Annotated in this window: 12 protein-coding genes and 10 pseudogenes; 7 read left to right on the top strand and 15 right to left on the bottom strand. The window is 59.7% G+C overall.

Translation table 11 applies throughout. The features are described 5' to 3' along the window. Positions 1 to 280: 280 nt before the first annotated feature. Positions 281 to 445: pseudogene (locus IAG25_RS34970) on the bottom strand (IS110 family transposase); the annotation flags it as partial. On the opposite strand from IAG25_RS34970, the pseudogene IAG25_RS42310 reads away from it, so the two are divergent. The 3 pseudogenes from IAG25_RS42310 to IAG25_RS34955 all read left to right on the top strand — a co-directional run. Beyond that, positions 437 to 703, top strand: a pseudogene (locus IAG25_RS42310) (IS21 family transposase); the annotation flags it as partial. The pseudogenes IAG25_RS34970 and IAG25_RS42310 overlap by 9 nt on opposite strands. 3 nt (positions 704 to 706) lie before the next feature. Next, positions 707 to 1,203, top strand: a pseudogene (locus IAG25_RS42545) (transposase); the annotation flags it as partial. Between the two features lie 12 nt (positions 1,204 to 1,215). Further along, positions 1,216 to 1,422 (top strand): annotated as a pseudogene (locus tag IAG25_RS34955) (IS3 family transposase); the annotation flags it as partial. A 46-nt stretch (positions 1,423 to 1,468) separates the two neighbouring features. Here IAG25_RS34955 and IAG25_RS34950 read toward each other — a convergent pair. The 12 genes and pseudogenes from IAG25_RS34950 to IAG25_RS34895 all read right to left on the bottom strand — a co-directional run. Next, a pseudogene (locus IAG25_RS34950) lies at positions 1,469 to 2,007 on the bottom strand (IS701 family transposase); the annotation flags it as partial. A 70-nt stretch (positions 2,008 to 2,077) separates the two neighbouring features. Next, complete coding sequence (locus tag IAG25_RS34945; RefSeq protein ID WP_187608928.1) at positions 2,078 to 3,967, bottom strand: serine hydrolase domain-containing protein; 1,890 nt, start codon at positions 3,965 to 3,967, stop codon at positions 2,078 to 2,080. Positions 3,968 to 4,735: 768 nt separating this feature from the next. Further along, positions 4,736 to 6,040, bottom strand: a complete 1,305-nt coding sequence (locus IAG25_RS34940; RefSeq protein ID WP_441301381.1) for a pectate lyase family protein — start codon at positions 6,038 to 6,040, stop codon at positions 4,736 to 4,738. Between the two features lie 27 nt (positions 6,041 to 6,067). Then, on the bottom strand, positions 6,068 to 7,120 hold the full coding sequence (locus IAG25_RS34935) for an SDR family oxidoreductase (protein WP_187608955.1): 1,053 nt from the start codon (positions 7,118 to 7,120) through the stop codon (positions 6,068 to 6,070). A 50-nt stretch (positions 7,121 to 7,170) separates the two neighbouring features. Further along, entirely contained in the window at positions 7,171 to 9,243 is a 2,073-nt protein-coding gene (locus IAG25_RS34930) for a BTAD domain-containing putative transcriptional regulator (protein WP_255504161.1), read from the bottom strand. Further along, positions 9,236 to 10,456, bottom strand: coding sequence for a sugar ABC transporter (locus IAG25_RS34925; RefSeq protein WP_309243997.1), 1,221 nt, complete (start codon positions 10,454 to 10,456; stop codon positions 9,236 to 9,238). The genes IAG25_RS34930 and IAG25_RS34925 overlap by 8 nt, the downstream gene beginning before the upstream one ends. Beyond that, positions 10,389 to 11,108, bottom strand: coding sequence for an ATPase (locus IAG25_RS34920; protein WP_187608927.1), 720 nt, complete (start codon positions 11,106 to 11,108; stop codon positions 10,389 to 10,391). The genes IAG25_RS34925 and IAG25_RS34920 overlap by 68 nt, the downstream gene beginning before the upstream one ends. A 5-nt stretch (positions 11,109 to 11,113) precedes the next feature. Continuing rightward, complete coding sequence (locus IAG25_RS34915; protein WP_222946789.1) at positions 11,114 to 12,577, bottom strand: ABC transporter permease; 1,464 nt, start codon at positions 12,575 to 12,577, stop codon at positions 11,114 to 11,116. 10 nt (positions 12,578 to 12,587) lie between these two features. After that, the gene (locus tag IAG25_RS34910; protein ID WP_187608926.1) at positions 12,588 to 13,739 is read right to left on the bottom strand and encodes a polysaccharide biosynthesis/export family protein; all 1,152 of its coding nucleotides are present in this window, start codon (positions 13,737 to 13,739) and stop codon (positions 12,588 to 12,590) included. Next, positions 13,736 to 15,841 carry a glycosyltransferase gene (locus IAG25_RS34905; RefSeq protein WP_187608925.1) on the bottom strand — a complete coding sequence of 702 codons (2,106 nt, stop codon included), beginning with the start codon at positions 15,839 to 15,841 and terminating at the stop codon, positions 13,736 to 13,738. The genes IAG25_RS34910 and IAG25_RS34905 overlap by 4 nt, the downstream gene beginning before the upstream one ends. Positions 15,842 to 16,004: 163 nt before the next feature. Beyond that, on the bottom strand, positions 16,005 to 18,476 hold the full coding sequence (locus tag IAG25_RS34900) for a hypothetical protein (protein WP_187608924.1): 2,472 nt from the start codon (positions 18,474 to 18,476) through the stop codon (positions 16,005 to 16,007). Between the two features lie 33 nt (positions 18,477 to 18,509). Then, on the bottom strand, positions 18,510 to 19,769 hold the full coding sequence (locus IAG25_RS34895; protein WP_187608951.1) for a nucleotide sugar dehydrogenase: 1,260 nt from the start codon (positions 19,767 to 19,769) through the stop codon (positions 18,510 to 18,512). Positions 19,770 to 20,978: 1,209 nt separating this feature from the next. On the opposite strand from IAG25_RS34895, the pseudogene IAG25_RS34890 reads away from it, so the two are divergent. Both IAG25_RS34890 and IAG25_RS34885 read left to right on the top strand, forming a co-directional pair. Next, positions 20,979 to 21,315: pseudogene (locus tag IAG25_RS34890) on the top strand (IS110 family transposase); the annotation flags it as partial. Beyond that, a pseudogene (locus IAG25_RS34885) lies at positions 21,313 to 21,734 on the top strand (transposase); the annotation flags it as partial. The pseudogenes IAG25_RS34890 and IAG25_RS34885, both read left to right, overlap by 3 nt. A 708-nt stretch (positions 21,735 to 22,442) precedes the next feature. Here the strand turns inward: IAG25_RS34885 and IAG25_RS41715 are convergent. After that, positions 22,443 to 22,646 (bottom strand): annotated as a pseudogene (locus IAG25_RS41715) (IS256 family transposase); the annotation flags it as partial. A 143-nt stretch (positions 22,647 to 22,789) separates the two neighbouring features. Between IAG25_RS41715 and IAG25_RS42540 the strand changes: the two are divergent. Further along, positions 22,790 to 23,150: pseudogene (locus IAG25_RS42540) on the top strand (transposase); the annotation flags it as partial. Between the two features lie 176 nt (positions 23,151 to 23,326). Here the strand turns inward: IAG25_RS42540 and IAG25_RS41710 are convergent. Further along, positions 23,327 to 23,616: pseudogene (locus tag IAG25_RS41710) on the bottom strand (transposase); the annotation flags it as partial. Between the two features lie 896 nt (positions 23,617 to 24,512). Between IAG25_RS41710 and IAG25_RS34870 the strand changes: the two are divergent. Continuing rightward, positions 24,513 to 24,689 (top strand): hypothetical protein, encoded by a 177-nt coding sequence (locus IAG25_RS34870; RefSeq protein WP_187608922.1) that lies wholly within the window; start codon positions 24,513 to 24,515, stop codon positions 24,687 to 24,689. Positions 24,690 to 24,875 lie beyond the last annotated feature (186 nt).

Raw genomic sequence — 24,875 nt, 5'->3', positions numbered from 1 at the left:
AATCTATGGTCCCCTTCGTTTTTGCAACCCTGATTTTTGACGGTGTGGTTGGCCTGTCCAAATCTATCCGGCGTCGTTTGAGGAAAGTGCTCCCCGCGCCACGATGAGAGTCGCGCCTGACAATCCTTAAAAACTGTCTCGGCCTCGAAGGCCGATTTACATCACAGGTTGTCTGTCAGGCCGTTATGCCGTTCACGTCATCAAATGTCAGTCATCGCAAAACCAGACGGATACGTCGGTACAACGGTAGACCGAGCGTTCAGGCGAGCATTTCGCCTCATCATGGTTGGAACGTCGTATGGTGCGTCGCCAGCGCCCACGCGGTACGCGCCAGCTTGTTGGCCAGCGCACAGGCCACCACGTTGGAATGTCGACGCGTGAGCATTGAACGGACCCAGTCCGCCAGCCTTCCGGTCTGCCGGTCCAAGCGCTGCATATAGGACCTTTCAAAGACTATCTGCTGGAGCGCGTGGCAGCAGCGCGGCCGCACTGGATTCCGGCGACAGTTCTGCTGCGCGAACTGCAGGAGGCCGGCTATGCAGGCGGTATCAGCCAGCTCAAGGCGTTTCTGGCGCCCCACAAACATCCCGAAGCCGAGCCGGTCGTGCGCTTCGAGACGCCACCGGGCAAGCAGATGCAGGCCGATTTCACCGTCATCCGCCGAGGACGCGAGCCGTTGCTCGCGCTGGTCGCGACGTTGGGCTAAACGCTTATGCTACAGACTTTGGCGACGACGCTGCGTTTGCTGGCTAAACGCTACCTCGTGCTCGCGGAAGAGCTCAAGATGCTCGATGCGATGCTCGAACGCCTGACCCTCAAACATGCCAGACGACTTCGAGAACGGTTCGGCGTTGGGCCTCAAACGGCGGCCGTGCTTGTTGCCGTTGCGGGCGACAATCCGGAGCGCTTGAAAAGCGATGCAGCACTTGCCGCGCTTTGCGGTACGAGCCCATTGCAAGCCTCCTCTGGCAAAACGGTCCGACATCGCCTGAACCGTGGAGGCGACCGCGCTGCAAACAACGCTCTGTGGACCATTGCAATGGTGCGAATGCGCAGTGACACCAGAACCCGGGCGTACGTCCACAGACGGACTAAGGATGGAATGTCGAACAAGGAATTCATCGCTGCCCAAAGCGCTATATCGTCAGAGAACTGTATCCGCTTATTCTGGCCGACTTGGCCGATTCCGCCCGACCTTCTTGACATAGGAGCGTCAACGCGCCGACCGAAAGCCTGTGGGGATCGTTCAAGCGTGCCCGCATTCTCGGTCATCGCTTTGCAACGCGTCGAGAAGCGATGGACGAGGTTATCGACTGGCTGAGCTTCTACAATCATTCGCGCTTGCACTCGACGTTAGACTACGTCAGCCCGATGCAATTCGAGCAGTACTGGTACGCCGCCCAGAACCAACGGGTGGCATAATCTCCGCTCAGTTAAGGGATCCGAAATTCGCGGGCAATGTCAGTTTGATGGCGATCTGCGGCTTGGTCGCAAACCCAATCTCCTCGGGAACCCCTGCCAACCACCGTCTCGCCGGATCGTCCGCCATTCCTTCGGAAGGTAAAGCTGATGCGCGACGGGCAGGCTCGCCTCCGTGGTGGCTACCGACAGGCTCACGGCTACCTGGCAATTGTCCTGCTTACCCAACTGCCCGCAATATTGCCGCGCCACGCCCACCGAATGCTTTCCCATCTCCGGAAAACCGGTATCGTCAATGATCCAATACAGCCCCTTTGACGGATTCATGTGCGGCAATACCCAGCGACGAACCTGTTCAACTAATGCGGCGTCAGACCATTCGGACTCTGAAACGAAGTGATGCAGAGACTGGTGCCGCGCGCTTACGCGTTGCGGCTCGAGATGGGCCGCCCGCGGCTCAATACTTCCACGCGCAATCAGCAGCATCAACCCTTGACAATATCCCATCAGACCGGCACGACAATCACTGTGTCCAATTGTCTCGCAGAGGTGTTCCAGGTACTCGTCGAACGATGACTCCCAGTCCATCGCTTCCTCATGCAAAGGATGAAGAAGCTCCTATAATGCCACGGATTTTAGGGCACGGTAGTACCAGACGTCACACTCTTACGTAAGTCGAACTGCCCAGAGTCACCGTGGTGAGGTTGTTCGCGACGACAAAGCGTATTTCGTAGAGGTCACGGCCATAATTTCCGGGGACTTTCACCGACATGCCACCTCTGTCATCCGCCAACGGCACAAAAACTTGATAACGAAGGTCGTCATTTCCATACAGAAAGTAGCCTGGAAGTTCGGCAAGGGAAGTCAGAACGGCCCGCTGCTCGCCATTCATGACGACCGACACGGCCGTCTGCGAATCGTTGGTTACGCGCCATTGTGTGCCAAGGCGTTGCTCCCATACGCTGTCTAGCGGTTCGAGTGCGGCGAGTTGCTGACCGATCGGCAGAGTGAGAAAAGCATAGCCGGCACCTGGTACGACGCGTTTCATCAGATAACGATAGCTGTACATCTTGCCGTCTTCACCAATTCTAGATACGACAGCAAACCGATATGAAAATGGGTCGCTGTTACTCCACCACCAACCGTCGCTTCGGTAGCGGTATGGACCGGTTCCGACCTGGGCCCACCCGTGCTTGGCGCCATCCCACTGGTTGAGTTGCAGACTGTTGTCGGAGTTGACAAGCACCTGAAGTGGCGAGTCGGAGTTCGCGTAGATGCCGGCCGCGCTGGCGATCGAAGGACCGGAGGCGGCGGCCGGAGGCGCGATGCTGACCTTCGGTGGTAGTTCGCGGATCGTGCCGTCCTCTTCCAGTGCGGACAGCACGATCGATTCTGCAAGCTTGCGCGCATCATATCCCGTGTTGCCAGTGACCATCACCGCAAGTTTCGCGTGCGGCACGACGATGAACTCGCTCGTGTAGAACGCCGTGCCACCGTCCTTTTCCCATCCCAGAACACCAGCCGCTGCGAGGGCCGGTTGCTGAACAGAATCCCAACCCAAACCCCAACGCCACTCCGGCGAGGGATTGATCGAAAGCCCAGCGGTCTGATCTGCTCCCATCTCCGCGATACCGGCAGCCGACACTATACGTTGGCCTTCGAACATGCCTCGATCGATAAGCATCTGTGCGAAATTCATCATGTCTCCGGGTGTAGAACTCACTCCGCCGGTGGCGTAAGCGTTGACGAACTCCTGATACTGCGTGCCCTTCACATAAGGATAAGAAAACAAACCCTCGTTTGGCACGCTTGCAAGATACCCAGAATTGGTCATCGCTAGGGGGACGAAGATGTTCTCATTGACGAAGCTTATGAAGCTCTGCCCCGTCACAGACAACACGATCCGCTCGATCATCGTAAAGCCGTCGTTGCAATAGACCGCCAGTTCTCCCGGCGAATGCTTCAAATGTGTAAATGCCAGCTCACTCTGCGTGTCAGCTGCATAGTCCGGTATGGGAGAGAAAGTGAAGATATTACGCAAGTTTGTGCCGGGCAACCCCGAAGAATGCGAAAGCAAGTGTCGGGTAGTAATCCGAGCGTATTCGGGAGACAGCATTGTGAACGAGGGAAGATAATGAACCACTGGCGTATCAAGCGAAATGAGCCCGCGATCCTGGAGAATGGCGACAGCGAGGGCCGCGATTACCTTACTTACCGAGCCGATATTGAATCGTGTCTGAGTTGTCGTCAGGGTTCCGTTTGGCACGGAGGAGAGGCCGAACGCTTGCTGCCAGACTACGCGACTGTCCTTAAGCATGGCTATCGAGACGGCTGCGACGGGCTGCGCCGAACGATCGACAGTGTTCTCTATGATTTCTTGCCCCATTGCGATTGTGCGGGGATATTGAGTTGCCTTCATCCCATCGCTGCCGCAGCCAGGCAGAAGTGTTGCGAGCACGCCGGCGCCGGTATAACCGAGAAATTGGCGGCGTGTTGCGCGGGACGGTAGCTCGCTGTCGCAGCGCGAGTTGGGCGTAGAATTTTTCATTGTTTTTCACTCAGGCGTCGAAATATGCATCTGTTGTGTATGGCTGTGTGGTTCGTAGATTTACCTCCCGCAACTCCGAAATCTACGCGCACTTGGGCTTATGAGTTGGCTTTTAAGCGAATTCTGGGCTCAGAGCGGTACTTCAGTGCGCTGTGAGGATACGTTCGATGCCGTGCTCACGCACACCAGAGAACTTGTGCGCCGCACGCGGCGTTAAGCTTAGGTATGAAGGCGACTTAGTTCTGTTCCATTGCTTTGCGAAGCCCCTCCGCCATTCCGGAGTCCGGTGTGGCTGGCCAGTTCTAGCGGGACGGACGACGCAAAGCCTCCGGTCTCTTACGTCATGTAGCTTACCCCCGCATCTCTGATGCCACTTTCAAGTTCAGCCGACGGTTTCAAGACATTGCCGAGTTGGTTTCCGATAGTCGCGAGCATCACCTCACGTACCTCATCGGGACTGTCCTTGAAGGTCTTCGTCGCTCAACTCATCACTTCGCGATCGCAACGATCCAAACCGAGGTCAGGCGCAAAGACTTGCCCTTGTCGCAGCGAGATTCGGTGCAATGCTAATGCTGGCTGACCGTCGCTGTTGCGCTCCTTGCCATCCGACGAGGCTGCGCCCGTGGTGGGGAAGGTCTACGCAGCAGAGGGACCCGAGACCGCGCATTAGTCGATACGAGTAACCGGCGGCCGCGAACAGCGTGCTTTTACCACCGCGGTTGCCCGAACATCCCTCGCAGCATCGAATGCTGACAAAATTTGTGAAAGTCATTCTGGAAATTTTCTAGAACGTGCCCCGTTTTCGCTCTGATTGCCAGGTAGGTTTGCGCCTGCGTATTGGAACATTGGATTTGACATGTCAACCGACCCACGGCGGCACAGCGTTGCTGTACCGGACGGAACGTTACCAGCATGCCGTCGAACGCGCTCAACTAGCGTGATATCTGCATGCTCGTAGCTATAGCAATACGGGTGCACCGGTACAGCCTCGGGATGATAGTTCGTGAGCACGGCCTGCGCATCTCCGAGATAGAGGTTGTCGCGTACCGAGAGGAATGCGCGATAGTCCTGTGTGTATTGATATTTCGAACGGGTTTCCTCGTAGCGCTTTCGATCCGACTCACCATTTACGAGCGCCGATCTAGCGGGCGCGCCGGAAATATTTGAGCAATAGGTCGCATTTATGCCTTCGACCGTCGGGAAAAACGGCGGCTCCGTGCAGACCCTGTCCGAATGATTGACGAAGATGTTCCCTTCCACCGTAGCTTTCGCTTCGAGGCTAAAGCTCATGCCATAGAAGTCCCAGTTCTCAACCAAATTGTTGTACAGATGGAACGTGCCGAATTGCGCGCGCGGATTGCGTTGAACCGTGTCGATGAACCAGTTGTGATGCAAGGTGACGCGAGCGATGGCGTCGCGCTCATAGTTCTTGAACAGGTTCTCCGAGGTGATGTTGTTGAGCAGCATGACCTTGTCGTCGTCATGGAACTTTACCCATGAGACGGTTACATCGGTCGAGCCGTTCTTCACGTTCAGGAGACGATCCGCGAAACGCGACAGGTCGAGATGATCGAGCCAGACATTGCGCGAACCGTTTGCAATGTTGATCGCCTGTGAGAAGGTGCGCAGGCGACCATCGATCGTGAGATGCGTCACGATCACATTGGCGCTGCCGTAAATGCCGAACCCGTAATCGAGCAGCTTCACCGAGTGTCCTCGACCGTCGATCGTGATGTTCGATGGCAGGCGAATCTGTGATTCGAGGTCGATCGTCATATCCGACGCGAAGCTTATCCAAGTGGGGCCTTTCGCACGTCGCACGGCCTCGCGCAGCGTGCCGAGACCAGAGTCCGCCGCGGACGTGACCATCATCACGACGCCATCTGCGCCGCCCGTGGCTTTTCGGCCATATCCTTCGCGCTGGCTCAGGAGCTCCGCTACCGGAGGGCACGACACACTCGCCTTCTGGCAACCCTCGAGCGCCTGCGCACGCGCGGACAGGCCAGTCAACGCCGACAGCATTCCGGCCGTGATCATCGAAAGTGGCACAATACGACGGCCGAGGCTGGACATCAACGTTGCGCTCATCATCGCCTTTTTTCAGTTCGACTTGCGCTGCGCTTCGGCGCGCAGGAAGTCCAGATACCAGGGCAGCGCCTCGGACATGCCGGCGCGCAGATCGAACAATGGCTCATAGGCCAGTTGCGCGCGCGCCTTCGCGACGTCGGCCTGCGAGTGACGCACGTCGCCCGCGCGGAAATCGAGGTACACCGGAGCTTTCTCATACGTGACGCCGAGTCCCGCGAGACCGTCGCGGATGACGTGAAAGAGATCGTTAAGCGTAGTGCGGCCGCCAACCGCCACGTTATAGACTTCGCTCGCTGTGAGATCGTTACTCAGCGCAGCACGAAGGCTCGCCTGCACGACGTTGTCCACGAAGCAGAAGTCGCGGCTCGTCTCTCCGTCTCCGTTGATATGGACATCGTCGTTGGCGAGCATCGCAGCGATCCATTTCGGAATGACGGCCACATACGCGCCATCAGGATCCTGCCTCGGACCGAACACATTAAAATATCTTAGCCCGACCGACGCGAACCCATAGGTGCGGGCGTAGACGGCTGCATAAATCTCGTTGACAAGTTTGGTCACCGCATACGGCGACAGCGGATTGCCGATGCGCTCTTCACGCTTCGGCAGATTCGGTTCGTCGCCATAGGTCGAGCTCGACGCCGCATAGACGAGACGACGCACGCCGCCGCGCCGCGCGGCGTCGAGTACGTTCAGGAATCCGGACGTGTTGACGTCATTCGTCGCGATTGGATCCTTGACCGAGCGTGGCACGGAACCCAGCGCGGCCTGATGCAGCACGTAATCGACCCCTTCTACGGCCCGCTCGCAATCGTTCATGTCGCGAATGTCGGCACGAGAAAACGAAAACCGGGACCAGCGCAGCGCGCCGACGCGCTTTTCGACCTCGTCGAGATTGCGCTGATGGCCCATCGCGAAGTTGTCGATGCCGCACACGTCCTGCCCGAGCGTGAGCAGCGACTCGACCAGATTCGAGCCGATAAAGCCTGCGGCCCCCGTCACGAGCCACTGAAAGCGGTTCGCGAGCAGGAATTGGCACAAGGCTGCCTGGGACTCATGCCGCATCCAGCCAGGTATGTTCAATTCGTTTGCAAAGAGTTCTGCTTTCACTTGGTTTAGATCGTCTGGTCGGAGGTTTCAGTAGTGTCGCCAGGATGCGCTGCACGTGAATCGCTTCCTGCGGCATCATCAGCGGCGTTCGCGCTGTGGGAACGGTCGACCCTGCGCACGTGGCGCCAGATGCCGCCGCTCAGGCGGAGATTCTCCGCCGGTCCCGCGATGTGATCGCGCAGATGCGTCAGGTACGCCTGCTGCCAGCGAAGCGCAAACGCTTCGACGTCTTCGCCTGGCAACGGATTGGGCAGCATTTCCAAGGTAGGAACGATCTCGCCCTTGTGCCATCGTGGCGCATAGAAAATCGACGGCAAGCCGAGCCGATGCGCGGCCCTCGAAGCGAAACTGGAATAGGTGACTTCCTGGCCTTCGAAGCTGATGCGCGGCGCAGCCGGATTGGGCGCGCCTTCGACCGCGAGGCAAACCGCATAGCCGGCCTGAAGCGCGCGCAGGCACTCTTTGGCCACCTGGGCTTCGGTCTGGTCGGCAGTGGAGATCAGCGCCGAAGCATAGCTCGCGCTTGCGATGCTCGGCGTCGTCGACAGCCAGCGTGCCGGAATGCCGAGCAGCTCGAGCGTCATCAGTCCCGCGTACATCGGCCCCACGTGAGCTGTCGCGACCACGAAACCTTTGCCGCTCGCGAGCAGCGGCGCGAAGAACGCTTCTGCTTCGTCGAGACTGCCGAGCAGCGACATCGCCTCTTCGATCTGCGACTCTCTGCACTCGATCCATTCGAGAAGCAGGTCGTCCACGAGATATCCCCAGCGTGCCGCCCGCTCCCATGTGGCGCGATCCACCTCAGCAGGTTCGCGCCTCATCGACCACGCCCAGTCGAGGCGCGCCCGGGGAATCGGCGCCGATTCGATCTTCTTGTCGAGTTCCAAGAGTGCTTCGGCGAACGTCGCGGGAAGCATGTCGGCACGCTTCTTGAGATAGCTTTCATACAGCTCGGACGCTTCGTCCTTGCGTCCCGATTGCGAAAGCGCCGCAACGGCCGCGCGCTGCAAACGCACCCGATCGGGCTGTCGACGAACGAGCGTCAACAGCTCGTCGGCGGCTTCGTCGTACCGGCCGGCATAGCGCATCGCACGTGCCAGCATCGCACGCGCGTGTTCCAGTTCTGGCGCCAGTTCGCAGGCCGCCCGCAGAGGAGCGATTGACTCGGCATACTTGCCTGTGCGAAGCAGCGTCTCGCCGTATAACGAGGCCAGCCGCAGATTCTTCGGCGCGAGCTCGACGCCGCGCGCGAAGTGGCAAAGCGCATGTTCAGTGCGGTCCTGGTGATTTCCGCGCGCAAGGTAGGCCTGTCCAAGGCTCGACCGAAGCGCCGCGCCTTCATGGCCCGCGTCGAGCGCCCGCTCGCCGACGACGATCGCCGCCTCGATGCGATCGTCCGAAAGCAACGCCTGGACCACCATCGCCGCCACGCGGTCGTTCGGCAGCACGGCTACGTCGAGCCTCGACGCGAGCTGCCCCGCGAGCGCGCCATCGCCATTGCGCACGAGCGCGGTCAGCCAGAGGTGCGCATTCGAATCGGCGAGATCGAGGGCATCGGCCGTCGCGCGGGCAATACGCGCCGCGTCCGCTACGAGCGACGCCTGCAGGCGCAACTGGATGCGTGCGGCCAGCATCGCCGTGTTGGCCGGTTCGATGAGCGATGCCGCGTCCGCTTGCCCGATGGCTTCATCCCAGCGCTTCAGGCGGCCGAACACGCTGGCGAGAAGACGCCGATCATCGGCCAAGTGCGGCCACGCCTGAACCAGCACCCGTAGCGCCTCTGCAGCGGCGTCGAGCGCGCTGTCGCGAACGAACGGCATCACAATCAGACGGCGCACATCCATGCGCGCCGCCGCGTCCGTGACGAAGGACGCATCGAGCGCGCCGATTGCTGTCATCGGGTCCGCAGCGGAGCGAATGCAGGCGATGGCATGATACAGGCGCGCGCTTGCGGTGGGCACGTTCCCGCCGTCGAGCGCGGCCTGCCAAGCGGCGAGGCCGGCGTTCCAGTCACAGGCGCGCACGGCCTGCCGGCACAGATCGAAGGCCGGCGTGACGGTCATGGCGAGTTCATCCATGGCGGAACTCCTTGCCGAGCGCACACCCGAAGCGCACGAGCAAGGCGAGCACGAAACCCGCCGCGAGCGCCTCGAGCAGCAGCACGGGCGTGTCAGGACTCGTCGGCCGGTCTCCCGGCAAAGGCCGCGCGATCACGCTGAGATAACGCTGCAGACGTAGGGTATCAGTGAAGGCCTGCTGGTAGCTTTGTTGCGCCGCCGTTAGGTGGGAATCGGCGAAAGTCTGGGCATTTCTCAGCTCTTCGTATTCCCGCAGTTGAGTCGCCTCGGTGTTGCCCGCACCGCTCAACCGCCGGCGTGTATCGGCGAGGCGCTTGTCCAGCGTCGTTACCATTGTTTCCGCGGGCCGCAACATCGGATGATCGGGATTGCCTACCGCGCGGATCTTGTCGAGGTTGATCTGCGCCACGTTCAGCTCGCCTTCGATCTGCCCGACGATGCCTAGGAGCATGGTGGCATCAGCCGCCGGGTCCATGTTGCCGTGCTGGATACGCCATTTGGTCAGCGCGGCGCGTGCGCTGCGCGCGTTCGTCTCGGCGAGCGTGACCGCGTGGCGACTCACCTTCAGCGCATCGTTCACGCCTTTCTCGTCCATTCGATTGACGAATTCCTGCGCGATATCGAGCAGCGCCTCCGAGATGACAAAAGCATCGGCCGCAGAAAAGGCGCTCACCTTCATGACGTCGACCTGTTCCATAATGTTGTACGACACTTTCACCGATGCCTTATAGGCGCGGAACAGCTCGTCCTCGGTCGCGTCCGGCGAGAGGCGCGCCGCCGGATCGAAACCAGTGTGCGCGAGACGTTGCCGCAAGCCCATCTTGCGGTCGAGCTGCTGCATGCAGTCGCGGGAATTCACGAAGTCGCTGACTGCCCAGCCGTCGACGAAGCCGCCCGCGAGACCCGAGCTGTCACCGGTCGTGAGCAGACCGCCCGCCGCGCCCGACATGGCCGACTGGCTGGCGCTCGAGCGCACCGAGAAGCGCGACTCGGCCGAGTACCGTGGCACCGCGATGAGATTCGCATACAGCGCGGCAAGCACCACCGGCGCAAGAACGACGGCGAGCGTGATCCAGCGGCGGCGGCGGCGCTCGCGCTGCGCGGCCGCACGCGCAAGGGCGCGCACGTCGATGGCCGAAACGGTGTCAGAGACCGAACTGTCCGCTGGAGAAGGCATCCAATGTGGGCTCTTCTCCCGTGTCGCCGGATTCACTCCTGGATCGCCGCGCAGGATATCGGAGGATGCACTCGTCGAGGTCTTCCTCGATTCGGAGGCCACTTCGCTCATAAACCAAACCTTTAGTGCAATAGTCCGCCCGCTGGTTCTGGCGGTAAGTGGAAAGTATCAGCGTCCGGCCCACGAGACGCTCTTCGAACAGTGCGAGCCACAGGCGCGTGAAACGGCAGGGCTCGAAAGGCATCGCGCCGTCGATAACGTAGACATCAAATGCGGGAGCGAGCGCCAGCGCGAAAGAAAACTCCTGGCGCGTATAGAGAGGCCAGTGCTCCATTGACCGCTCCAGATGCTCGGGCGTCGTCAGCAGATCCGAAACGAGTTCGACGGTCGAATTCGTGTCGATGCCGTATAGTGAGCCCACGAATGCGATCATGTGCAGCCCGTTCGCCTTGCCTCGGATGAAACCTTGCCGTCCAAGTGGCCACGACACGAGGCCGTGATGTTTGACGAAGCCCTCACGCGGCGGCCGTAAGCCGGCCATGACGTCGATCACTGTTCGATGCAGCTCGGGCGTACGCGAAAGCAGCGCGTAGCGTCCCTGCGACAGCGCAAGGTTGGCCTGGAGAAACAGTGGTTGATGCGAGCCGAAGACCTTGGGCGAATCGGTGACGTCGATGAAACTGATCATAGCGCTCACATTGGATGAACTCGGCTGCGCGCGAGGCGTTCGCACGCAAGCGCGACGACCATGAGCAGAACGAGCGACGTCAAATAATAGGGCAGGCTGGCATCCGACGACACGTAGCTCTGGAAGTACGACGATCGCAGCAGCTGCATGCCGTGCGCGAACGGCGACCACAGAAAGTACGCGCGAAACTGTTCGGGCAGCTGTTCCGAAACGAAGAAAACGCCGCTGACGACTTCGAGGATGCGCTCGATCACGGCGGCGAGCCTCAGGAAGAAGTGCCAGCTCGTCGCGATCGCGCCAAACAGCAGGCCGACGGCGGTGCCACCCACGGCCATCGACACGACATAACAAATGAAGGTCGGCCAGCTCGCCGGCAGGGTCACAAGATCGATCCGGTATCCGATGCCGATGAGCATCGCGAAGACGAACAAATAGATGACGAGATAGATCGTGGCCTGCACGATGACGCTCATCAACGGTGTGACGCCCGGCAGATTGAGCACCCCGCGCGCCGATACATAAGCCGTGCTGCTGCGAAAAATGATCTGGCGGAACATGATCCAGGTCGTCGCGCCCAGCATCGAAAACGTCGGCACGCCCATGCCGAGGATGAAGTGCGTGCCCGTCAGAAAATATAGCGACGAGATCAGCGCGAGCAGCACAGTGGGGCCGAACAGCGCCCAGACGAGCGCGAAGCGGCTTTCGCCGTGAATCGTGCGCAGTTGCAGGATCAGAAGCGGCAGGAGCGCCGACACTCGCAGGCGATCCGGCTCAGGCGCGACGGGCCGCTGACGGGCATGAAGCATCGCGATACGTCGACGCAGCGCCACCACCTCCGCGACTTCGCCCCCCTCCAGCTCGACTTCGAAAGCGGTGTCCTGCCGCGAAGCGAGCCGGCGCGCCTCGCGCGCCTCCTGGTCGCGGCGGCGCTGCCTGCGCTGCTCGTAAGCCGCGGCAAGACGCAACTCGTGCGAGGCGAGCGCCGCCGGCGCATAGCCTTTTGCGAAGACATCGATGCCAGCACGGATATCGTCTTCAAGGAGACGAATCGTAGTGCGCCACACGCGTCGTCCGAAATCGGCGGACTCTTCGTGGAGATCCCGCTTTGCCGCCTCGCGATCGAGCTGCGCTTCCAGCGCTTCATACACGGCGCGGCGGTCGGCAACCGACCGCCGCGGTGCTTCGCGCAGCGCGGAGAGCATGCGCGCCAGCAGCGTCGCAGCCTGTTCGTCGTTTCGCGGCGCCGCTTCGTCCGGCGGCTGCGGCGCAAGGAAAGCATCCGCATCGGCGATTGCAAGCTGGGCGGGCGAAGCCGCCTTTTCCGCGACGATATCCACCTGCATCGCCGCGACGGCGCGTGCATCGACCTGCTCCGCGGCCGGATTGGGACGGCTGAATGCGCCCCCGCCGACATCACTGCTGACCTCCCGGCGCTCACGCCACTTCGAAATGCGATCTTGGTTGCTCATCGCGACGTCGCTAGTCCGTAAGCGTGCTGATGGACCGCGCAGTGCCGAGCGTCGCACTGAAGGTGGACAGAAGCTTTTGCACTTGCGTGAACGGCGCGTCGGAGATCAGGATCGCATCGCCATCCCGCACGACGAACTCGCCCGCCAGCATGATCTGGCCAGGCTTGGTGAAGTCGAACTGATAGACGAGCGGACGTGTATCCAGACGCTGCGCAGCGTCGGTGCCCGGGGCCGACTGTCGACGCAGCAAATAGACCGCGCGCGGATTGGCGAGCGAATCGCTCAGGCCGCGCGAGTCACCCAGCGCGTCCAGCACGCTGTAATTGCGCTTCATCAGCTTGACGCGGCCCTGGACGCCCGCCGCGCCCAGCACGGTCAGCCGTTCGACGACGCCACTCACGACGATCGAGTCGCCCGGGCGCAACGCCACGTCTTCGGCTGGATCGCGATAAATATCGGCAAGCCGCACCGAGCCCGCGACGCCGTTGCGGCGCACGGTGACGGAGAGCTGTTCCGGATTACTCTGATTCGGCGCGGCCAGTCCGAGCAGCCCGCTGAGACGTTCAGTGTCCCGTCCAAGGGAATAGATGCCCGGCTTCGACAGATCACCCTGCACGGTGACCGTCTGGCCCCGGCGCGCCGTGGCCTGCACGCTCACATCTGCACCGACGACGAGGCGGCTCACGCGGCGCAGGATCGCGTCGTGCAACTGCGCCGGCGTCTGGCCTTGCGCCCTCACCTTGCCGATGTAAGGCAGATGGATGTCACCGGCACGATCGACGATCAGTTCGCCCAGATTCGATGCACCGCTCTTTCCCGCGGCGAACAAACCGAGCCCGTCATGTTCCCAGAGCGTGACCTGAACGCCGTCGCCCGGCGCGAGACGGTCGTAATCGAACGGAGCCGCACCGAGAAACGCAGCCGGAAAGCTCGCGCGATCCGGTCCGCGGCTCGTGCGCGCGAGTTCTTCCGTCACCGGCACGAGCACGATGTTGCTGCTTTCGCCTGCGGCATCGACCTCGCTGTGTAACGGCCCGCTGCGCGGCAGGCCGCAACCCTGCAGCGCCAGGGTGCTGGACAGCGCGAACACCAGTGCCGCAGCGCTTCGGTATGGCGACGCGCACCGGAGCTTCCGGCAGCGCAGGAGGTCAGTCGACTTCATGCTTCTTCTTCACGAACCGAAAGAGCGGAGGTCTCGAGATGTCTGGATGAAGCCGGGGTCGAGAGCCGCTTGTCGGCGAGATCGCCGCAATCGGCTGTTCCGGATTCTTCGCTGGCCTCCGCCGGCAGGCACAGCGCGGAGAATCGTTCGATCATTGAGTCGACGGAAAACAGCACGCGTGCACGGTGCCGGGCGTGCTCGCTCATGGTGCCGTCTGCCTGGAAGTTGTCGATGAGCGTGGCAAGCTTCTCGCACGCGAGATTCAGGTCAGGCTGCTCGGCGGAATCGAGCAGATGTCCGGTCACGCCGTCGACGAAACATTCGCCGGCTCCGCCCGCAGGCGTGGACAGCGTCGCAATGCCGAGCATTTGCGCCTCGATCAGCACGTTCGGCAAACCCTCGTAGCGCGAGAGCAGCACCTTCACATCCAGCTTCGAATACCAGAAGCCGACATGCGCCGACAGGCCCACGAACAATAGCCGATTCGTCACACCGAGTTCGGCCGCGAGCTCAACCGCCTTCTCCTGAAGCCGCCCGTCCCCGACGATCAGGAAGCGCGCGTGCGGACGCCGCTTCAGATAACGCGCAGCCAGCTTGATGAACAGAAGCGGCCGCTTGTCCGGCTCGAAGCGAAATACGCCGCCGATCGTTTCGGTCGCATCGGGCGTCGCATCGACGAATGCTTGCCAGCGCGCCTGCTCGTCGGCCGGCGCCGCCGTGTCGAGCTCCGGCACGCCGTTGTAGAGAATCTGGAAGCGAGTGAGCGGCAGGTCGAGCCAGCGCGCGTATTCTTCGGCGGCCGTGCGGCTATTGCTCACGAACTGGACGCCGGGCACCTGTGCAAGCGCGCGATACAGCACTTCATACTCCGGCCGGTCGCGCTCCTTGCGGATGCTCGGCGGCAGGCCGCGAAACACGAGATGAATCACGGGTACGCCCGCGAGCAGCGCAGCCAGTGCGCCGAACAGGCACGTGCCGTCCTGCCAGAGACTGACGACGTCGAACTTCCGCTCTCGCAAGCGTGGCGCAAGGCGCGTGACACCGTAGTGGACCGGCGCGGGCAGCCTTTCGAGGAGACGCAGGAGGTCGGGATAATCGACCGGCTGATGGCTCACCGACACTGCGGGAAGCGCATTGACTTCGGTGAGCGGCACGCCCGCCTCTCGCAGGCTGGCCGCGAAAAAATTAAGTCGCTGGTGCTTGCCCGAACCGACTGTTTGAGCATACTGCTTCACCAGTACTTCGACTGCTTTCGGCTTCATCGTGACAAGATCGCCAACGCCGCGCGCGACATCTTTCGATCCCGCCGACATCTTCTGCAGGTTGCAGGCAAGGCGCGTCAACTGTCGCTCGGCACCGCCGAGCCCTAGGCTGCCGGTAAGCAGTGCAATCGACGGCGTGCCTTCGATGCTGGCATCCGGAAGTACGCGATCGCGAAACGAGAGGATCGCATGTTTCATCGCGACGATCTTGATGTCGCGTCCGGTCAGCTCGCTTGCCGGCTCGAAGCGCGTGAAGAATGCGTGGTCGCTCGCGAGCGCGTGCGCGAGCTGCCCCGCCTTGGACTCAGGCGCAAGAGATGAGGCAACAGGCGCGAGCACTTCGACCGCATCCGCCAGCAGGCCTCGCTTGCTCAGACGCTTCGCGAAAGCGACGCGCAACTCCCGACGGTCATGCGAATCGATTAGGCGGCGGAACAGCGAATCGGATTGGGCAAACGCGCGAATGTCCGCGAGAAGCTCGGCGCGAACGAGCCCTGCGCGATGATCGTCAAGCGACTCGGGCATGCAGACGTCGATGAGCACGAGCGCTTCCGCGTCTCGATGTTCCCTGACGAGATGCGACGCGCAATAACGCACGATGCGCAGATTGTCCGGCTGCTCCAGCAGAAGTTCCGACCACTGCTCGAACATCCTTACCGTATGACCCGCCGCTTCCTTGAGCTGCAGAATCATGAAGCGCACGGTCCAGTCGCCGAGATGAGCCGCGGCGAGCTGCTCTGCACGGGCGAGCGCTTTTTGTGCGGCCTGAACGGCACTCGCCTGCGCGACGAGTTGCGCAAGCTCGTCTCGCACGGACTGAAGCGGTTCGATATAAGGCATTCCTGTTTCGTTCAGCCTGCCTCGTTGTGACGAATCGACGGCAACCGCATTCAGCTCGTTGATTCCTTTCATCGATGAACTTCCTGTATTTGGGTCAGCGCATTTAATGCGGGAATCGCGCACTTACGGAGTCGGACCCGTGAGCCTCGGCTTGTCACCGGACTTAACAAGCGACTTTTCTCGGGAATCCGGTTGAAACGGTAGAGCGTTCGATTAACCTTGCGCACTTCTTGATATTGCTTTCGACATAATCTGCGCGCTCAGGTGTCCCGCGCAGCGCTTCCCAATAGGGAAGCGCCTCAGAGAATCGTTGCAGGCGCATGGCTGCGACCGCTGCAGCCTTCAGCGCCAAGTGGTCGCGAGGCGCCAGATCGAGAATCGCCTTCGCCCGCGCGGAGCGCCCACTTGCATCAGACAAATCGAGCAAACGCAACTTCACGTGCAGCGCCGAAAGCACACGTTTCCTTTCTGAGGTGACATCGACATCGCCTTCGATCAAATCCAGCAGCGCCCATGCCTTGTCGTGTCCTCCGCGGGCGTTGAGCTCGCGCGCAGCACGTACGCATCGGGACCTGACGGTATCGAGTTGGCGAAGCGCCTCGTTACGCATAGCCTGATCGACGTTCTCGTTCGACGCGATCTGTCCGAATGCTTCGAGAGCCTCCGCGTAGAAGTTGCGGCGGGCAGCGACCCGCGCCAGATAGAGGCGCGACGAAAGAGACGCGCCTCGTTCGTCGGCTGCATTCCGCAAGAAATGAATTGCCGCGTTCATGTCACCGATCGCTTCGGCCGCCCGTCCCCGGTATGAGTGCATCTCAGGGAACGACAGGCCCGCCTCTACAACATGATCAATGAGTTCGATCAACCACACGTGGTTTTTTTCGCTAAACGCAGCACGCGCGTCTTTCTGCAAACGCTTCTCGAGCGTCCACTCGGCGCGCATGATCGGACGACTCTCTGGATCCAGCAGACAGTTTCCCCCGATGCGATCGACGGCGACGTGCAAGTCATTGTGCTCGATCGCATCCTTCGCTTCTGAGAGCCACTTTGGCGCTTGCACGGCGATCCACCCCACAACTTCGGGATTATCCTTAATAATCGCGCCCTGCGCCTCGATCAACCTAGCGGCCGCGACGACGAAGCCCTTCGTGGCCGAGAGGCGCGCTAGCGGCAAGACGAGTCCCACGTCGAGAGGCGGCGCTTGCGCGGCTAACGCGAACAATGCGGTTCGGTTTCCCGATGAAATCCAGCGCCTCCACTGCACCGCGAAACTTGGCCCATGCGTTGGCAGCACTTCGCGCACTTCGTCCGCCCAGCTCTCGGCGGCTTGAGCATCGTCCGCGGCTTCGAGCAAGTCGAGCACAGCGTCCGCGGCCTCCGAGCTTTCCCGCGTAAGTCGGAAAAGACGTTTCCAGCTTACGATCGCCGTTTCGAATTCACCGATACGAGCAGCCGATAGCGCACAAATACGCAGAACCTCCGGCGTCTCGCGCTCGTCACCCAGCAGGCCGGTTGCAATGCGATGAGCCTCGACATAGCGCTCGAGCTCGAAGAGGCTGCGCATCAGCAGTTCGTTAGCTTGTTCAGTCGGCCCGTCCTCGCTCAGTGCAGCTTCCGCATTCGCGATGGCTCCTTCGTGATCGCCCAAATCGGACTGCATGCGCGCAAGCAACATTCGATGCTCGCCTTGCGTCGGATCTGCGCGCAAAGCCGCATGCAGGCGACGTGATGCGCCGCGCAGATCTCCCGCAAACCATGTTGCCTCAATCGCCGCGACCGGATCGGACACTTCGAAACGGTTCCATGACAAGATCCCGACGCGCCTGACCAGGTAGCGCGCGTACCAATCATCGAAAAGACGTTCTGCAAACGCGTCCGTGTAATGCGTCAAATCCAGCCCGTTACGTTCCAGCGCATGATTTTGTCCAATCTCTTGCATGGCCGGCGTCGGATCGTAGCAAGGCACATCGAGCCGGGCTGCGCACGCCTTCACCAGTTCGATCAGTTCATGCCGCTGCGCGATCACGGACTCGTCAGGCGTGACAGCATCCACGTGTGTCACGAACACAAGCTTGTCTCTGCCGACGACTTGAACGATCTGCGCCATATCGCGCTCGATTTCGTTGTCCGATTGCACACGCCTTGAAATACTCGCGAGCAGTTCCCGATCATCCTTCGACAGACGAAGAAAGACAGGGTCCGTATCGAGCCATGCGCGACGTACCGCGTGCTGCTCGGCAGCCCCCATCGACCAAAACAAGCGGGCCCGGTCACGATCGGCCAGAAATTCACCGAAGTAACGCCCCATGTAATTGGTTTGAACCGCGTGCTCGCCCACGCTTAGAAGCTTCCGCGACGACAGTTCGACGAGGTACACATCCGCCGGCACATAAGGTTTCTCCAGTGACTGCAGCGATGTACCGGGGCGAAACGTCAGCGGCTGAATCATGGCCGGTATGGACTGGGAGCCGAACATGAAACGCACCTGTTGAAGCGCCTCTGCGCTCGTGTGCACGAATCCATAATTGCGCCATGTGTTCGCCTTGATTGGATACCGCGACACGCCCTTGCGGAGCGGGCCGTGAATGCGACATGTTCCGACGGGCGCTACCGTCAGCTTCGATGCAGCAGCCATGAAAATCCTGGGTAGAGAGTCGAGAAGGCCCGCTTAGAGTGCCCAGTACTGCAGACCCGACTTCAGGCGGTTGCGATCAAGCGCGGACATGAGGTCGCAAACTACACCGTCGTCGTTAATCATGTGCGGCAGGTCACTCCAAATGCAGTCCATGATCTGTCGATGGGGCACTGCGAGAACCAACAAATCCAGCTTCGTGAGCGACGCCTTGCTCAGAAGGCTGATGCCGTACTCGCGCTCCATCTGCGCCTTGTCGGCGATCGGATCGAACGCGATCGGCGCGAGGCCGAAGCGCTCGAGGGCGCGACACAGCTCGACCGCTTTCGAGTTGCGGATATCCGAAACATTCTCCTTGAACGTCATCCCGAGCACGCCAACGCGTGCGACCGGCGAGAGACGATGATTTCGCGCGAGAAGCTGCACGAGTCGCGAGGCGACGTGATCGGCCATGCCGTCGTTGATACGCCGGCCTGCTAGAATCACTTCGGGGTGGTAGCCCAGCTCCTGAGCTTTGGAAGTCAGATAGTACGGGTCGACGCCGATGCAATGGCCGCCAACGAGGCCCGGTGTGAAGCGCAGAAAATTCCACTTGGTGCCCGCGGCCTTCAACACTTCCGAGGTCGAAATGCCGACAAGATCGCAAATCTTGGACATCTCGTTCATTAGCGCAATATTAATGTCGCGCTGCGTGTTTTCGAGCACTTTCGCGGCTTCCGCGACCTTAATCGACGCCGCGCGATGCACACCTGCGTCGATGATCTGACCGTACACATCGGCAATGATCTCAAGCGCCTCCGCATCCTGGCCTGACACAATCTTCACGATTTTATTCAGCGGATGTTCGCGATCGCCCGGGTTGATGCGCTCTGGGCTATAACCGAGCTTGAAATCGATACCGCAACGCAGACCCGATGCCTTCTCGAGTTCCGGCGCGCAAATCTCTTCGGTCGCACCTGGATGAACGGTCGATTCGAACACGACAATGCTACCGGCGCGAAGCACCGGACCGATCGTCTGGCATGCGCGCACGAGAAGCGAAAAGTCGGGGCTGCACTTCTTGTCGACCGGCGTAGGCACGGCAACCACAAAAAAGTTACATTCCGACAGAACTTCTGCCCGGTCGGTGAAGCGCATCGTCGACGCGCTCAACACGCATGATTCGACTTCACCGTTCCAGTCTTCGCCACGACGCAGAGATTCTATTCGACGACCGTCAACATCAAATCCAATCACATCGAACTGCCGCGCGAACGCCACGGCAACTGGAAGGCCTACGTAACCCAAGCCACACACGGCAATCTTACTAATAACCAAGATAACCCTCGAATCGCGTTGGTAGTTTATCCGCCTGCATTCTTGACCAACCCTCTATCCGACCAACTAAACCGCGAGGCCAATCAGCAGCACCCTCACATAATTAACCGACATCGCGACTATTGCTTAGGCGCAGCACTCGTCAGCCTCCTCCGCTCGAAAGAATTGTCGTCTCTAGCGACGCCAAGTTGTTGCCTCATTACTAGCGCGTCTCTTGCAACGCGCGACGCGCCGATGACGACGGCCGCACACCTCCGAAGAACAGATCAGACTCGGCCTGACCGTGACGGCCGCATCCGAGTAACAGCCGATTTTTATTGACAACCCTACTTACTAACCGGAGTCTATTTAGACGCATCAGTTTGCGTTCTCGCGGACCTCAAGTTTCCCCGCACACCTCACCAATAACATTGCTTCAATAGCCTTCTACCTGCCAATTCGAAGGGAGCAAGCAGAAGCCATGGCTTAAAGCTAGACAATCTTGCTTGAACTTCGATTTGCGACTTCTCTCATCACTGCACCTCATGCAGGACTGGCACAATGCGACACTGACCTCGGTCGCGCGCGCCCTAAATTGAATCGCCGACGGGCCCAAACTTCCACCAACGCAACGATTTATCGCCCTCCTCACCTCGAACACCTTATCAGTCACGCCAGAAAAACGCAGGTACTTGGCGATATGAGCACCAAGAAGCACCCAGCGCAATCACCATAACCGTCGCAGCCCGGCAATCTCCTGCGGACCAGGGTTTCTTTGAAAGATGCGTATAGTTCCGCACCGGTGAAAGTCTAGACTCTACAGACCCACCAGTCTTTCGGAAAGCGACTCACAGTTACGGATTCTGACCGCAATCACCATCTGAGTGAATTTGCTCGCATAACTGGACCGCCCCGGATTTTGTAGCGGCTCCAACTCTTGAGAGTGGATCATCCGGTCTTGCCCGACCCCGAAGCATGAAGCGCACTACTGCTGCAAATGGACCTGGGACGGGATACGATGACGAGGCAGCGGCGATCGACGTCGGCCCATTATCTGGCGTGCTGAGCCCGTTTGAAAGCTCGACCCACAACCCTGCGAGCACTCCGAATTGTGACCGAGGGCACATGTCGCCCTGCTGGAGCACGCTTACCAGAATCCGATAACGAGGGGCGTCTCCGCTGCTATTCTCTATTATGCAGAACCACAGCATGCAGGTACTTTATCCGCGATGCGCCGGACTGGACATACATAAGGACATCATCGCCGCCTGCGTCCGTTGTGTTTCCGCGCCAAAGCCCCTCGAAGTGCAAAGTTTTTGCAGCACAACGAAGGGATTGCTTGCGCTGTCGGACTGGCTAGCCATCCACAAATGTTCTCACGTGGCGATGGAGGCCACCGGTGTAAATTGGAAGCCAGTGTGGCACGTTCTCGAAGGTTCCTCCCAACTCGTGTTGGGCAACGCGGCTTATATTCGAGATGTGTGGTCGCAAAACCGATGTGAATGACGCGACGCGGATCGCTGACCTGCTCGCACAAGGACTGATGGTCGTGAACGCTCCGGTCACGCAGGCCAACGCCACGGCCGAGCGGGACACGGCGGCGCAGATGCTTGCGGACGCCGCGCGAGTCGCCGGTACGTCCATTTCGGTCGGCGCTGATAAAAACTACGATACGTCGGGCTTCGTGGCAACATGCCGCGCGAATATGTGACGCCGCACGTGGCACAAAACGTCGGCCGCGCGGGCGGCTCCGCCATCGATGCTCGAACGACACGATGGCTTGGCTACGCTATTAGTCAGCGCAAACGCAAATGCATTGAGCCGGTGTTTGGTTGGAGTAAGACAGTCGGGAGGATTCGGCAGGTGATGTATCGAGGTCTGAAGCGCGTCGACCAACTCTTTGTCCTGACTCAGACGACCTACAACCTGACGCGCATGCGCACGCTGGCCGCTCGCGCGGCATGAGGGCGAATTTAGCAGCACCTGAATCAACGAAGTTCGGCGGCGAATTAGTTGGGACTCTATACGGCATTGGCTCTCTCGAATGAGCGGGCGCTCGTTCAAGAAGAGATATTTCAACAGACTGCTAGAAATGGCTTTGGTAAACGTTCGCCGACTTTCAGTTTTAAGAGCTGTGGCTACATGGCATTGCCAAGTAGTGGCGCTGGTCTGACCCCGCCCCTCCGGTTTTCATCTCGACCTCTGCTAGAGACTCGGCTCGGATTTCACGTACACTGAGCTCAGACAGCGAGCGCCTATACCGCGAAAGCCATCGGAGACCGAAATGCGAAGGATGTGTGGATGCGATCCCAATTATAAAACCCGTCATCCACTCGAGAATTTCCGCGGAGTCAAGTACGGCGTCACTCGGACGCTTACGCTGGGTCTTGCGTAAGCGCGGCACCTCTCGCTTGCCAGCATCGGAGGTTTTTGACGGACTGCGGGCGGGGCGACGCGGCGGATCGGCCAGTGGGTCTTCGCCGCGCTTGAATCATTTTTAGCCAGTCTATCGATAGATGTTGAGCGTCGGCACAGTTCGAGCATCGTGGTGCGCGCCCTGTTGGGCCAGATTAACAAATTTTTCGCATAGAATCATCGCGTCTTTTGCGTTGTAAGGCACGGTGCGAAGGGGGTGTGAGAATTTCCGTGTTCAAGGCGGGCTGGGAGTTGCACGGATGGTCGAACGAATCGATCCCCGTAAAGGGTAGCGAATTCGTTCATGGCCGTCTTCCAGTCATCGGCCGCGCGTCACAAATCAGCTGTGATGTTGCGCAGGGCCAGCCAGATCAGTTTCGTTGCGGCTTCATCGCTTGGGAAGTGACCTCGGGCCTTGAGAACCTTGCGCAGTTGCGAATTGATGTTCGCGATGGCATCTGTAACCGGCATTATATATCCGGTGCCCGGTGATTCGCGCCGCGCAGTTCAGGCGTATGTGTGACCATCCGGTACAAGAGGAACTGGGGAGCACTTCGGGTGGGCAGGCCGTTTTCAAACGTTGAGTCGTGAGCTCGTGTTAGTAATTGCTGACGATCGCCGATGTCAATGCCACGGTGGCGATTGGACTGCTGTCGGCAATCGGCGAAGCCAGCCGGTTCCCGAAGCCAGAGAAGTTGGTTGGTCAGCTGTTTCGGGCTCAATTCAGCGGTTTATCAACCAGGTCCGACGCGGGCTCAGCATGGTCACATCACCAAACGCGCCTTCTACCTGCGCGTGCGTGATCGACGCGGTCAGCAGATCGCGATCGTTGCCACTGCTCGCAAACTCGCGGTCATCGTGTGGCATGTGTTTGCGGGCACTGAAACTTTCGCTTGGGACCGTCCTGCGCTGACTGAGAGTAAGCTTCGAGCCCTCGAATTACGATCGGGGATGCCAGCGCAACATTGGGGGTGACCCGCTTCCGTGGATGATTAAGCAGTTGAATTTTGAATGGATTGAATCCCTCCGGTTTGGGCAGTGCCGCGAGTTGTCCACGGCCGGTCGGCGGGTCGCCTATTACGACCACGACGCCGGCCGGCGGTGGACAACTCGCCAGTGATGCCGATTCGGTTTTGTTCCTCGTGAAGTTGCTCGTAGCGCATCGGCGAGCGGTAACCGATGCCGCTATGGCGGCGGCTGACGTTGTACCAACCTTCTATCCACGAGAACAGCGCTTGCCGCGCCTGTTCGCGGGTTTGGAAGTGTGTGCGGGCGAGCAGTTCACATTCGAGTGTCGCGAAGAAGGCTTCGCACATGGCGTTGTCGAAGCAATCCGCCACCGTCCCCATCGACAGACCCACGCCAGCTTCACGGCAGCGGCGCCGAAGGCACAGGACGTGTACTGGCAGCCTTGATCGCCATGGTGAATCACGACAGCGTCACGTCATTGCGCGAGAGCCGGATCCGGCGACCATCCTTCAACTGGTCGTGCATGAAATCCATCGACCACACAACGTTCACCGACATCGGTACGACCAGCGGCTCCGGTAACCGTCCCGCTTCGCGTCGACTACCAGGCGACTTCGCCAATCTGAATCTTCTGTTATGCCATTCATCGCAGCTGTCCACGGAGGCAGCTGAGATGAGAGATTCATTCGCTCATCGCTAGGGGACCTTCAGGACCGCATACGTTTGAACCACGCAGGAAAAGATAAGGTTGCTGACTATTTTCGATAGCGGAGCTTACCCTTGGTGAGCTAGCATTGGCTTGCGGCGGATCGCTGCTTCTATATATGCACATCCGATGGAAAGCATTCGAGATCCACCTACATCTTTAACTTATTAACCTGTGTGACACCATGGCTAACGCGTCAATAGCAACATTCCGAAGGGCCTTTCGATGCGGCAGGCGCAGACCGTTCGATTAGCAACCAAATTTTGCCAATGCAGGCGGCAACTACCGGGGTTTCGGCTGCTCGAGCTGCCGCCCTTAGTAATTCATGTCTTTTGGGACCAAACGTCGAGAATGTCATTTATGATAATTTGGACGGAATTCGCAAGCGTATAATCGATAAAAACGAAAGAAATTGTGCTGCGGGTCGGTGCGAGATCTTTTATCAGGAGCTCGCGAATCATCCGCGGGCAGCGGATGCTTTCCCGTAAATTGACGACAATGTGTAGACGGATGCACCAAAAATGGTCGCGATCGAGGATTTGCTTAGAGAAAGGAGAGTTCTTAAAAGAAAATATGACTCTAGTAGGTTTCATTGGTCGTTTGCTTGTGGAAATGCCGGAGCAGTGTGACTGCCCTGGCGCGCACGGGGCTGTTTGAAAGAACAATGTTTTGAGGTGATCAATGCGATCTCTCTCAGTGAATTTTGCGGCGAAATCGAGGCGGCGCAGATGCTGAAGTCGGAAATGAGATTTGACTGTTTGGTTGCTGGCGATCAACTAGATGTGTTTATGTCCGGTGGTCGGGCACCGACTCTTGCTGAGGAAGAGTGATGCGTAGCTGTTAATGTGGACATGGTTTCGTTATATCGAATGACTTACATTTAAGAGGCTCCGCTTTCCTGATGACTCACGAAATGTTGCATACCGAGCTTTTGGAAATTTAAACGTAGATAGCTACGAACTCCTCGCGGCGATTACTCGGCCTGCGGCGAAGGCGAGCCGGAGGCAGTTGGGTGT

The sequence above is a fragment of the Caballeronia sp. EK genome (assembly GCF_014384845.1).
Classification (GTDB): Bacteria; Pseudomonadota; Gammaproteobacteria; order Burkholderiales; family Burkholderiaceae; genus Caballeronia; species Caballeronia jiangsuensis.
The sequence above is the reverse complement of the archived record's forward strand: the minus strand, read 5'-3'. Positions and strand labels throughout refer to the sequence as shown.